Source organism: Acinetobacter sp. ANC_7513, assembly GCF_056779915.1.
This window is the reverse complement of record NZ_JBWYIW010000011.1, coordinates 50539-63034: the sequence shown is the minus strand read 5'-3', so window position 1 is coordinate 63034 and position 12496 is coordinate 50539. Positions and strand designations below refer to the sequence as shown.

The following is a 12496-nucleotide window of genomic DNA, read 5'->3' as shown; positions in this document are numbered from 1 at the left end:
TCTATTTACCATACCCATTTGGATTTTGTTTTTGCCAATTCCAACTATCTGCCAACATATCTTCTAAGCCAAATTTTGGTTGCCAACCCAGCTCAGCAACGGCACGTGCATTATCTGCAAATGATGTTGCGACATCCCCTGCACGACGCGGTGAAAATTCGAAAGGTATCTCAATACCATTCACTTTCTCAAAGGTATTTTTAATTTCTAGCACCGAACAGCCATTGCCTGTCCCAATATTCCAAGCACGACAGCCTTGTGCATTTAAACGATTTTCCAGTGCGCATAAATGAGCATTCGCCAAATCCACCACATGGATATAGTCACGCACACCCGTGCCATCGACGGTATCGTAATCATGACCAAAGATGGATAGTTTTTCACGACGACCCACAGCCACTTGGGTCACATACGGCATTAAGTTGTTTGGAATGCCTTGTGGATCTTCACCAATTTGACCACTTTTGTGCGCACCGACAGGGTTGAAATAACGCAGCAAAGCAATCGACCAACGTGCATCTGCTTGCGCGAGTTTTTCTAATAATTGCTCAACAATCAGTTTGGTATAGCCATAGTTATTGCTTGGTATACCCGTTGGCATCTCTTCATTCAATGGAGAGACATTGGCTTCATCATAAACGGTTGCAGAAGAACTAAAGACCAACTTAAAGACTTGGGCACGTTCCATCGCTTTGACTAAGCTAATCGAACCTGCAATGTTATTTTCAAAGTATTTGAGTGGAACTTGCTGACTTTCACCCACTGCTTTTAAGCCAGCAAAATGAATCACCGCATCAATTTGATGATTTTGAAAAATGTGATCCAAAATCGCTTGATCAAGAATATCACCTTCGACAAAGTCTAAAGATTTAGACGTTAAAGCTTGAACGCGATTTAAGGATTCTTGGGAACTATTGGATAAATTATCCAGTACGACAACTTGATGTCCTGCATTGAGGAGTTCCACACAGGTATGCGAACCAATATAACCTGCACCACCCGTCACTAAAACTTTAGACATTGTCTTTTCCCATTAATATCTGAATTAAACCTTGTGTCGAAGCATCAAGCTTAGACACATCTGTTTGTTCTCCACTTAAAATCGGCAACAGCTGATTGGCAATCTCTTTACCTTTTTCAACGCCCCACTGATCAAATGGATTGATATTCCAAAGCACGGATTGTACAAACACTTTATGCTCATACAAAGCAATCAACATACCCAAACTATAAGGATTGAGCTCATCCATCAATATTGTCGTGCTGGGCTGATTACCTTCATATTGTTTATAGAGCGGCAATCCCTCAAGCTCTTGAGGATTTAAAGCATCATTGCCAAAAGCCAATAATCGTGACTGCGCCAAACAATTGGATAACGCGAGATAATGCTGTCGCTTAAGCGCCTCGGCATTATCTACATAGGTATATTGGTCACCGTTATAACGTTTGATGGGTGCTATAAAATCACTGCTGACCGCTTGTGTACCCTGATGCAGTAACTGATAAAAAGCATGTTGCGCATTGGGACCGACTTCACCCCATACAATCGGGCAGGTATCTGCCATGGTTTTCTCACCATTGCGTTGCACAGACTTACCGTTAGACTCCATTTCCAATTGTTGCAAATACGCAGCAAAATATTTGAGTCGACCATCGTAGGGTAAAACTGCATGGGTTTTCATTGCTAGAAAGTTAGTATTCCATACTCCTAGCAATCCCATCAACACCGGAATATTATGTGAAAAGGCGGTGCTTCGAAAATGCTGGTCAATCGCATAAGCCCCTGCGAGCAGTTGCTTAAAACCCTCTACGCCAATACTTAATGCGATTGGTAATCCAATACATGACCACAGTGAATAACGACCACCCACCCAATCCCAAAGCAACAGCTGGTTTTCAGGGGAAATTCCCCATTCGGTCATTTTCTCAGGCTTGGTTGACACCCCAATAAAATGGTGTTTTAAAATGGTAAGCTCTTCACCCAATGCTTTTTCAAGCCACAAGCGCGCCGTCTGTGCATTGGATAAGGTATCAATCGTACCAAATGACTTGGAAGAAACAATAAAGAGCGTGGTCTCAGGACGCAGCTTATGCAGCAAGTCAGACAGCTGACTTCCATCCATAGTCGATACAAAATGCACATTCAATGGTTTTTGAGTGGTTTGTTTAAAATCCGAGAGCGCATGGCTGACCATCAGTGGACCTAGGTCCGATCCACCCACTCCAATATTCACAACATCTTGAATCACTTCACCTGATGCACCACGATACTGCCCCATATGTATCTTCTCAACCAAAGCATACATACGATCAAGTTGCTGATGCACTTGATTGGCGATCTGTGAATGCTCAACATGATCTTGCGGCAAGCGTAATGCCCAATGCATGGCTGCTCGACTTTCAGTATAGTTGATCCGCTCTTCAGAAAATAAGCGCTTAATCCAACCCGCTAAGTCACAGCTTTGAGCTAGATTGACCAAGGCATCCAGCACAGAGCGATCAACACGCTGCTTACTATAATCGAAAATGAGTGGCTCGAAATGAATCGCACAATTTTGAAAGCGATTAAAATCTTGCTTAAAAAAATCACGTAAATGTTGACGTGTAATTTGTTTTTTAAAAAGCTCTAGATTGGAAAGCGCTTGTTCAACAGCGACTGAATTCAATTTCTGATTTGGCTGTTCCATTAACGCCCTACTCCTTTATAAGCAAAGCCCTGCGACTTCACATATTCGGGATTTAAAATATTACGACCATCTAAAATTAAAGCATGTTGCATGATTTTCTTAAGGATTTGATAGTTTGGACACCAATACTGTTTCCACGCGGTGAGGATACATAGTGCATGTGCATCATCTACTGCTTCATATTGATCTTGGCAATAAATTAAATCATCGCGCTGACCATATACCTTTTCAATTTCACTCAAGGCTTGTGGATCATGTAGTTTCACGATCACCCCTTGTGCCCATAAAGCTTTTAACATGGCATGAATCGGGGATTGTTGAATACGGGCCGTATTTTCTTTAAAAGAAGCCCCCCAAATCGCCACGACTTTGTCTTTCAGATCCCCCTGAAAATAATTCCATAATTTTCGAAAGAGGATTTCCTTTTGTTGTTCATTAATCTCCCAGACTTGTGCTAAGAGCTGACTCTTAGCCCCAGTACCAGAAACAGTACTGGCCAATGTCTGTACGTCATGCGAGAAATTTTCCCCACCAAACCCTGCACCTGGATATAAATAAGAAGGACCAATACGACTATCTGCCGCTAAGCCTTGACGTACATGCTCGATATCGATGCCTAATTTCTCGGCGACCACAGCTAAATCATTGATATAGCTGATTCTGCTCGCCAACATGCCAGATACGCTTAACTTGGTAAATTCCGCATCTAACACAGGCATAAATAAATATTGTTGCTCACGTGGAAAGAGCGGTCGTAATAACTCTTGTAATACACGTTTGGCACGATCACTTTCACAACCAACAACCAGTTGAGAGGTTTGCATCAGGCTACGTAATGCATTGCCCTCTTGGATCACATCTGGTACATACACCCAATCATCTTCAGGCAACAATTCAGCACACTTTTGGGTTCCATGTAAACCCAATGTGGATGCATTAATCATTAATTTAGGATGACTGATGTTGCGTTGTTTGAGGGCTTTGAGTATTTCAATGCCTTGCAATTGCTCAGTAGGATTAAAACTAAAAAAATAGGCATCCACATCAAGGGGAATCACATCAAATGCGCAGTATTTTATTGCGCCAGTCTGATGTAGTTTATCAAGCAAGTCTTGTACAGATTGATCCTGAGCATAGACTTGCTCCGATGCTGGTTTTTTTAAAATATCACACCAGAAGACTTGATGGCCATATTCAGCCAACAATGCCGCCATAACCCCTGCACACAAGGTTTGACCAAATACTGCAATATTCATAGCGATACTCGTTTTAAAGTTTTAAATCTTTAATCATGACTTTAAAAGCTTCGCCTAAACTTGGGTGATCCATACCGTAATGCAACACCGCTTTTAAATAACCCAGCTTACTTCCACAATCAAAGGTTTGACCTTTCATACGATAGGCTTCTACCACATCTGTTTGTTGAAGCATCGCGATCGCATCGGTGAGTTGGATTTCATTACCCGCACCTTTTGGAGTTTGTTGAAGCAATTGCATGATTTTCGCAGGCAAAATATAACGTCCTACCACAGATAAGTTCGATGGTGCAGTACCCACTGCAGGTTTTTCAACAATCCCTTGCATTTGGATACTTTGTCCCTCAAGCGGTGACTCAGCCACATCCACAATCCCATATTGATCGACCATCTGTTCAGGGACAGCTTCAACCATAATTTGTGATGCTTGTGATTCGTTATATCGCTGAATCATTAAGCTCAAGTCATTAGTCGCTGACGAATCTTTGACTAAAACATCAGGAAGTAGTACGGCAAAATCATCATCGCCTACCACATCTTTTGCACACAACACAGCATGACCTAAACCTAAGGGTTGTGGCTGACGCACACTGATCACACTGACATGTGCCGGTAATATTTCAGTAATTTCTTTGAGTAAATCAAATTTCTTTTTTTGTTCTAAGGTGGTTTCCAGCTCAAAACTACGATCAAAATAATTTTCAATCGATGCTTTCGAAGCGTGTGTGACTAAAATAATTTGTTCAATGCCCGCAGCAATCGCTTCTTTGACCACATATTCAATTGCAGGGCGGTCAACTACAGTGACCATTTCTTTAGGAATCGACTTACTTGCGGGTAAAAAACGTGTGCCAAGACCTGCTACAGGAAGAATCGCTTTTTTGATCGACATATTCAAAGCTCTACAAAATATTTAATTTACTTAATTAGTTAACGCGAATTTCAGCACCGCGTTGATATCCATCTACATAGTATTCTAATTGAGATAACACCCAATCAACATCTTCATGTGTTGCAGTTAAATCATAGAAATGGTCAAATACTGGTAAAATTTCGTCTAAAGGATACGATTTTTCAAACGATCTGAGGATCCGACTATGCTCGGTAATCTGTGTATCTTCTTGATCGATCAATAGTTCTTCATATAACTTTTCACCTGGACGTAAACCTGAATACTGAATCGCAATATCACCTGTTTGTGATCCTTCTTCACGGACGGTTAATCCACTGAGTGAAATCATTTGTCGCGCCAAGTCTTGAATACGGACTGGCTCTCCCATATCCAACAAGAATACATCTCCACCCTCACCTAAAGCACCGGCTTGAATCACCAATTGAGAAGCTTCTGGAATGGTCATAAAGTATCGCGTAACATCAGGATGCGTCACTGTAATTGGACCACCCTTGGCAATCTGTTGCTTGAAAAGCGGGACCACTGAACCCGATGAACCGAGCACATTGCCAAAACGCACGATACTCACCTGAGTGTGATCTTGAGCTTCTGCCATCGCTTGACAATAGAGCTCCGCCATACGCTTGGTTGCCCCCATCACATTGGTTGGGCGAACTGCTTTATCCGTTGAAATCAGGACAAAGGTTTCCACTTGATTTCGTACAGCAGCATTTAGACTAAAGGCCGTACCGACTGCATTATTTTTTACACCTGCAATCGGGTTACATTCCACCAAAGGGACATGTTTGTAAGCTGCTGCATGATAAACAGTTTGTACTTGATATTGTGCGATGACACGCTCGAGCTTTTGCTGATCTAGAACCGTACCGAGAATCGGAATAATAGTTAACTCTGTTTTTTGGCGTAATTCTTTATCGATGCTATACAGTGCAAATTCTGTCAGTTCATATAACACCAACAGCTTAGGTTGGTTTTTGATAATTTGACGACACAGTTCAGACCCAATCGATCCACCCGCACCGGTGACCATCACAATTTTATTGGTGATATTTTTTGAAAGTAAATGGGCGACAGGAGGTACAGGATCACGACCGAGCAAGTCAATAATATCGACTTCTTGAATATCCGACAGTCGTATTTCACCATCAACCAATTTTGTTAAGCCTGGAATCTCGGTAATTTTTAAATGTGCGGGTTCTAAATTTTTTATAATTTCGGTTTTACGTTGACGACCCACCGAAGGCAACGCAATCAGAATTTCATTCACTTGATGCTTGTTCAGCACTTTTTGTGCATCCGCTGCATGATAGACTTTTAATCCACCAATATTCTTCGCGGCAAGCGCAACATCATCATCTAAAAAAAGCACAGGTAAATGTTCATCAGAATTATTCAGCATAGCCGCGACTTGTTGACCCGCAAAACCAGCCCCATAAATGGCAATTCTTTTTCTTGGAATATCTGCATGCAATACATATTTAACTAAAGCTCTAATGATCCCTCGACTAAGCCAAATCCATGCAAACATCATAAATCCAAACATCAACGGAATTGAGGTCGGAATAAATGCATGAGTAAAATAAGCTAAAGCATATAGTGCCAATACCGTGAGTGTTGTCGCTAAACCTAACTGGAAAATAAAGGCCTCATTAAAGGCTCTTACAATAAAGCTGTAGATCCGTGCTAAACCGAGTGCGCAGACTGCAATCAACGACACCCAAAGAGATCCAAAAGCCAGATTCGGCACAACTTCTACGCCTAAATCAAACTGGCGAATGGCGTAACACAGCCAAATCAGAATAGGAAATATTAAAAAATCCAAACAGACTAGAAAAAGTTGTTTGGTCCCCCTTGGTGCTGATGCTAAATTTATAATCGTTGATTTCACAGTCTAGATCTTATCACTCTATATAATCGCTATTTAGAAAGGGTATTGAGAATATCCCTCCATGCCTTCAAATTTAGATATTACAATATCACTTTTATCCCGATATTTTTTGAATCACTTCCGTTATGGCATTGACTGTTGTTTGCATACTCTCTTTGCTTAATGTCGGATGAACCAAGAACATTAAACTCTCTTCACCTAAGCGTTTAGCATTCGCTAAACGCTGTTCAGGACGCCACGGTGTATCATCAAATGCATGCTCCAAATATACCTCAGAACATGAACCACTAAAGCACGGCACACCCAGTGCATTGATTTCTGCCATAATACGATCACGCGACCAACCTGATGGCAATTGTTCGCTATTCACTTGAACATAGCACTTATATGCTGCATGTATATAGTCTTCTGAGGGCTGATGCATAGTAAAATAAGGGCTATTGGCAAATGCTGCATAGATGGTTTGCATATTTGCATGACGTTTCGCCTTCCACGCTGGCATTAGCTTTAACTGTAAACGACCAATGACCGCTTGCATCTCCATCATGCGCCAGTTGGTGCCAAATGAGTCATGTAACCAACGGAAACCTGGTGGATGTTGTTTGTTGTAAATACTATCGAAGTTTTTACCATGGTCTTTGTATGACCACATTTTTTTCCACAGCGTTTCATCATTGGTGGTGACCATGCCACCTTCACCACCTGTGGTCATGATTTTATCTTGGCAGAAAGACCATGCACCAATGTGTCCAATAGAACCTGCCGATTTACCTTTATACTTTGCGCCATGTGCCTGTGCACAGTCTTCAATCACATAAAGACCTTTATCGGAAGCCAATTGCATAATTGGATCCATATCACACATCCAACCGGCCAAATGTACACAGATAATGGCTTTAGTCTTTGGCGTCAGTACAGCTTCAATGGTACGGCGTGAGATATTTTGTGAATCTAGCTCTACATCAGCAAATATAGGATTTGCACCTGCGGTTACAATTGAACTTGCTGAGGCTAAAAAAGTACGTGAGGTGACAATCACATCATCACCTACACCGATATCCAATGCTTTTAAAGCAATATCGAGTGCGACGGTACCGTTTGCAAGTGCCACTGCATATTGAGTCTCAGCAAATTGTGCAAACTCTTTTTCAAACTCACGGCATTCTTGTCCCGTCCAATAGTTTACTTTATTTGACAGTAATACTTTTGATACAGCATCTGCTTCTTGTTGACTAAAGCTTGGCCATGGTTCAAATGCTGTGTTTAACATGATGATTCCTAGAATTACTCAAAAGCTAAAAATTATTTTTTCTCTAAAATTCTTGCAGGGTTTCCCACAACAGTCACACCTGCGGGAACGCTTTTAGTGACCACTGCACCCATACCAACAATTGCGCCTTTCCCAATCACTAAAGGTTTGTCTGGTGTACCTTGTTTAATCACTGCACCAGTGCCAATATAAGCATGGTCTTCTATATGAATGTTGCCATTGCATTTTACACCAGGTGCCAAAGTGACATAGTCACCAATGACACAGTCATGCGCCACATAACTAAAGTAATTCGCATGGAAATACTTACCAATTTGAATATTTGAAGTAAAGTGTACGTGGTTGCACAAAACTGCCCCCTCACCTATCTTTACCTCATCCATCATAATCATTGTATCTGCATAAACAGACCAAGCTTTAATACCTACTAAATTAAGTTTCAAAACAAGTTTTTCTCGAATTTTACTATTTGCTATAGCAATAGCAACATATTTTTCCTGAGCAGGTAACTTCGTAAACTCATCAAAGTTATATACTTTATGACCATTAATTAAGCCGCTATTTTCACCATCATCAATAAAGACTAGCTCATAATCTTGTGTAGCAAGATGACTCAATTGTTTTCTAGCTATGGGCATAACACCACGGCCAAAGCCGCTTGCCCCATATATAGCATAGAATATTTTATTACTGGTCATCTTTGTTTCCAGTAAAACGAGTCATCGTTACTTCTTCAGATTGATTAATACCTTCCTTAATTAATACCTTCTTAACTGTTTGAAACATAATTTTAAAATCAAGCCAAACTGATTGATTTTCGACATACCAAGTGTCGAGTTTAAATTTTTCTTCCCAGCTAATTGAGTTTCTACCATTAACCTGTGCATAGCCAGTCATACCGGGGCGTACATTATGACGTTTAGCCTGCTCATCATTATATAAGGGCAAATAATCCATAAGGAGTGGGCGTGGACCAACAATACTCATATCACCTTTAATGACATTCCACAGCTCAGGCATTTCATCTAGGCTAGTTGAACGCAGCATTTTTCCAAATTTTGGCAAACGTTTTTCATTAGGTAATAAATTACCTTGTGCATCTCGCTCGTCCGTCATAGTACGAAATTTTATCATTTCAAAAGGCTTACCATGTAAACCTGGGCGAACTTGACGAAAAATAACAGGTGATCCTAAATTTTTACGTACTTTATAAGCAACATAAAAATATAGAGGAGAAAGTAAGATTAACGCGATAGAAGCAATGGTAATGTCTAGAAAACGTTTTAACATCTATAAATCCAAAATTTTTATCAGTTTTTCATTTACCTTATTAGCATCAAATTTTTCAATCGCTATTTTATGACTCGCAAGCCCCATAATCCGAATCTGTTCTGGATGCTCAATAAAGTAAATCATTCTATCGGCTAAAGCTTCAGGATCCCATTTTGGTACCAAAAAGCCATTAACCCCATCAACAACAGTTTCTCTACAGCCTGGAACATCTGTGGTAATAATAGCCCGCCCAACGGCCATTGCCTCTTGCGTACTTCGCGGCACTCCTTCACGATAGTAAGAAGGTAAAACAAAGACACTAGAACAAGCTATCCAATCATAAACATTATTAACATGACCAGGATATTCAATAATATTTGCTTGTATTAAATCATTTAGATCATCTTCTTTTAAACTACCTAAAGCTGCTTTATCGATTGCGCCTAACACTTTAAATTTAACATTAGGATATCTTAATTTTACAATTTTAGCTGCTTTAATATAATCATGTATACCTTTTTCAGCAAGCAAGCGTGCAATAAAAATAAAAGATATATCTGAATAATTTATTTCAGAATATTTATATTCATTTAAATTTAAACCTATCCCCCCCAAAACTTCTACATTTTTTACTTTTATTGAATATTTTTCAATTAAATCTTTTACATCATCAGGATTTAAGAAAATCAAACGATCAAGTTGTGGCAAAGCTAGTTTGTACAAAAAAACTTGTATTTTTTTTATGAGTTTCGTTTTTTTTGAAACCCCTTGGGGCTGTTCGGTAAATGTATAACCTAAACCCTCCAACATACCTATAATAACTGGAACATTTGCTATTTTTGCAGCTAATGTTCCAAAAATAACAGGTTTAGAAAAATATGACAAAACCAAATCTGGAGAAATATTTCGTATAATCTTTATAAGCTTAAGTGTCGAAATAAAATCCAAAATTGGATTAAGTCCACTTCTACTAAAATCATAAAAAATAGGAATCGCGCCTAATTTTTTAATTTTATTGAAATTTTCAATATTATCATCTGTAACTAGAGCGAATACACTGTGCCCATCTCCAGATAACCTTTTTATTAATTCTGCACGAAACCCCCCCATACTTGATGAAGTAGTACCAATAATTAAAACTTTCATAAGTCAACCACTTTCTTATTCAGAAATGAAATCTGACACATAACATATCCCAAAACCAACCAAAGAAACATAAAGGTTACACTTTTAGTTAATAATACCGATAACAACACATATATTAAAAGAAAAAAACCCAACATATTTCTCTCATTATATAAATAAGAAGAATCTTTAAATATTTTTGATAAAATTAAAACAAACGATAATAATAATAAAAACGCAATTGAAAAAAAAGCACCTGAACCAAAAAATTGCCATGCACTTAATAAATTATGAGAATAACTGTTAATAAAACCATATTTTTCTATAAGTTGATTAGGATTTCCAAATAAAATATTATCAACTAATTTTGAAATAGCAAAGTTTGTAAACTCAATTCTAGCAACATATGATTCATCATCATTAATTGCATCCTTTGAAACAGCCATCCTACCTAAATGATCCAAATTCAAGTTTACAATAATAAAAAATATCAACAAGAACAGAAATATCATTTGTTTAATATATTTAAAAAACAAATCCTTGAAATAAAAAAGACCTATAATTAATATAGTTAATATAAATATATAAAAATTACTCCTCCCTCCGACACCAAATAGAGAAAACAATCCAATAAAAAATACCAACACCCTAATCTTAGGAGCAGCAACCATAAAAGATAATATTATTAAAAAAATATAATAATCACCAAAATGCAAATGGGTGATAGAAATATCTTGAATATTATTTCTTAAAGTATAATAATCGACAATAAACCCATCACCCTTATTTATTAATACCAGAAAAAATAAAAAAACTGATACAAACAAAGGTAAAAAATTCCTTTTATAATTAAAATTAAAATTATATAGTGATATACCCAAAAAAAACCAAACTAAAGCATTTAAAAATATATCAAGAACAAATTCAAGAGAATTTCGATTATTAACATCTAATAAAATTTCATTAAATGTAGTATATGATAAAATAGAAATAGCCATAAACAAAAACGGCAACAAAAAACACAAACCCAAGCCACTTTTGAAAAAAAATCTATAATTTATTAGAATAGAAAACAATGCCAACAAGCCAAAAAAATAATGAATAAATGGATAATTTTGATAAAAGAATAATTTTGTAATCAAAGTAGTAAGCATTAAAATTATGCTTAAAAATACTATAAAATTATTCAAACCATTTATTTTAAAAATCATTTAAAATATTCCCTAAAAACAACTCAATGCCTGATCTATCTAAAACATTTCCCCATTGAAATTCTTTAAAAATTTCATTTGATGCAACTTTTGATTCATCTTCATTAAAAGAACCTTCATCATCAATCCATATAAAGTTAGAATTATATTTTTTATCAAACTCATTTGACCATAAATATCTATTTGATATCACTTTCAAACCCGATGCCAAATATTCGAGTGTTTTTGTGCTAGTTTGTATATTATAAGGATAAATATTAGGGGTATAATTTAAACCATATCTAGAATTAAAGTAAATTTCAGCTATGCTATCTCGATCAACTCTACCTAATAATGTAATATTTCTCTTATTTCCTAAAATTTCTTTCTCCTTAATATTTACATGACCTACAATAGCTATTTTGTACAATTGAGAAATTTTTAAAATAACATCTATTAAACCAGGTCTTCCTGAAACCGATCCGCAGTAGACCACATCAAACAGTGGTTTTTTACTAGGTTTCTGAAAAAAATGTTCATCCACCCCCATATCACGGTAGATAAATGGTATTTTTTTGTTAAAATTTAATTCCTTACAAACTAAATCATTTAAAAAAATACGACCTGAAGGCTTTGTATTTACTATCTTCTTAGCGTAATTTTTAAATCTAGCATAAGGAGGTGTAGACAAACTTTGATACTCATGAATTTCTTTAGCTCTACCATTAGATTTTTTCCAAAATGGTCTAGCACCCATAAAATAAATGTTAATATCATTTTGAGGATCTAAAACATAATCAAGCTGAACTAAATGCCCCTTTGATTCCAAATATTTTTTATATGCATAAGCTTCAGGAGTATAAGCATTTTTTGAGATTGTGACACCAATATACAT

The 12496-nt window shown here is 37.4% G+C and carries 11 protein-coding genes; all 11 read right to left on the bottom strand.

Going from position 1 to position 12496, the window contains the following annotated elements:
• Nucleotide 1 precedes the first annotated feature (1 nt).
• Entirely contained in the window at nt 2-1021 is a 1020-nt protein-coding gene (gene galE, locus AC1M9B_RS11825; RefSeq protein ID WP_481609171.1) for a UDP-glucose 4-epimerase GalE, read from the bottom strand.
• Nucleotides 1014-2687: a glucose-6-phosphate isomerase gene (gene pgi, locus AC1M9B_RS11820; RefSeq protein ID WP_481609170.1), complete on the bottom strand. Its 1674-nt coding sequence runs from the start codon at nt 2685-2687 to the stop codon at nt 1014-1016. Before pgi ends, galE begins: the two co-directional genes overlap by 8 nt.
• Nucleotides 2687-3943: a nucleotide sugar dehydrogenase gene (locus AC1M9B_RS11815; RefSeq protein WP_481609169.1), complete on the bottom strand. Its 1257-nt coding sequence runs from the start codon at nt 3941-3943 to the stop codon at nt 2687-2689. The genes pgi and AC1M9B_RS11815 overlap by 1 nt, the downstream gene beginning before the upstream one ends.
• 13 nt (nt 3944-3956) lie before the next feature.
• Nucleotides 3957-4835: a UTP--glucose-1-phosphate uridylyltransferase GalU gene (gene galU, locus AC1M9B_RS11810; RefSeq protein ID WP_481609168.1), complete on the bottom strand. Its 879-nt coding sequence runs from the start codon at nt 4833-4835 to the stop codon at nt 3957-3959.
• A gap of 34 nt (nt 4836-4869) precedes the next feature.
• Nucleotides 4870-6744 carry a polysaccharide biosynthesis protein gene (locus tag AC1M9B_RS11805; RefSeq protein ID WP_481609167.1) on the bottom strand — a complete coding sequence of 625 codons (1875 nt, stop codon included), beginning with the start codon at nt 6742-6744 and terminating at the stop codon, nt 4870-4872.
• Nucleotides 6745-6838: 94 nt separating this feature from the next.
• Nucleotides 6839-8014, bottom strand: a complete 1176-nt coding sequence (locus tag AC1M9B_RS11800) for a DegT/DnrJ/EryC1/StrS family aminotransferase (RefSeq protein WP_481609166.1) — start codon at nt 8012-8014, stop codon at nt 6839-6841.
• 32 nt (nt 8015-8046) lie between these two features.
• Complete coding sequence (locus AC1M9B_RS11795) at nt 8047-8712, bottom strand: acetyltransferase (RefSeq protein WP_481609165.1); 666 nt, start codon at nt 8710-8712, stop codon at nt 8047-8049.
• Nucleotides 8702-9304 (bottom strand): sugar transferase, encoded by a 603-nt coding sequence (locus tag AC1M9B_RS11790; protein ID WP_481609164.1) that lies wholly within the window; start codon nt 9302-9304, stop codon nt 8702-8704. Before AC1M9B_RS11790 ends, AC1M9B_RS11795 begins: the two co-directional genes overlap by 11 nt.
• Nucleotides 9305-10432: a glycosyltransferase family 4 protein gene (locus AC1M9B_RS11785; RefSeq protein ID WP_481609163.1), complete on the bottom strand. Its 1128-nt coding sequence runs from the start codon at nt 10430-10432 to the stop codon at nt 9305-9307.
• The gene (locus tag AC1M9B_RS11780; RefSeq protein ID WP_481609162.1) at nt 10429-11622 is read right to left on the bottom strand and encodes a hypothetical protein; all 1194 of its coding nucleotides are present in this window, start codon (nt 11620-11622) and stop codon (nt 10429-10431) included. The genes AC1M9B_RS11785 and AC1M9B_RS11780 overlap by 4 nt, the downstream gene beginning before the upstream one ends.
• Complete coding sequence (locus AC1M9B_RS11775; protein ID WP_481609161.1) at nt 11612-12496, bottom strand: glycosyl transferase; 885 nt, start codon at nt 12494-12496, stop codon at nt 11612-11614. Before AC1M9B_RS11775 ends, AC1M9B_RS11780 begins: the two co-directional genes overlap by 11 nt.

Excerpts from the sequence above, each read along its gene's own strand:
- galE (WP_481609171.1), bottom strand. The coding sequence starts at position 1,021 with ATGTCTAAAGTTTTAGTGACGGGTGGTGCAGGTTATATTGGTTCGCAT.
- pgi (WP_481609170.1), bottom strand. The coding sequence starts at position 2,687 with ATGGAACAGCCAAATCAGAAATTGAATTCAGTCGCTGTTGAACAAGCG.
- AC1M9B_RS11815 (WP_481609169.1), bottom strand. The coding sequence starts at position 3,943 with ATGAATATTGCAGTATTTGGTCAAACCTTGTGTGCAGGGGTTATGGCG.
- galU (WP_481609168.1), bottom strand. The coding sequence starts at position 4,835 with ATGTCGATCAAAAAAGCGATTCTTCCTGTAGCAGGTCTTGGCACACGT.
- AC1M9B_RS11800 (WP_481609166.1), bottom strand. The coding sequence starts at position 8,014 with ATGTTAAACACAGCATTTGAACCATGGCCAAGCTTTAGTCAACAAGAA.
- AC1M9B_RS11795 (WP_481609165.1), bottom strand. The coding sequence starts at position 8,712 with ATGACCAGTAATAAAATATTCTATGCTATATATGGGGCAAGCGGCTTT.
- AC1M9B_RS11790 (WP_481609164.1), bottom strand. The coding sequence starts at position 9,304 with ATGTTAAAACGTTTTCTAGACATTACCATTGCTTCTATCGCGTTAATC.
- AC1M9B_RS11785 (WP_481609163.1), bottom strand. The coding sequence starts at position 10,432 with ATGAAAGTTTTAATTATTGGTACTACTTCATCAAGTATGGGGGGGTTT.
- AC1M9B_RS11780 (WP_481609162.1), bottom strand. The coding sequence starts at position 11,622 with ATGATTTTTAAAATAAATGGTTTGAATAATTTTATAGTATTTTTAAGC.
- AC1M9B_RS11775 (WP_481609161.1), bottom strand. The coding sequence starts at position 12,496 with ATGTATATTGGTGTCACAATCTCAAAAAATGCTTATACTCCTGAAGCT.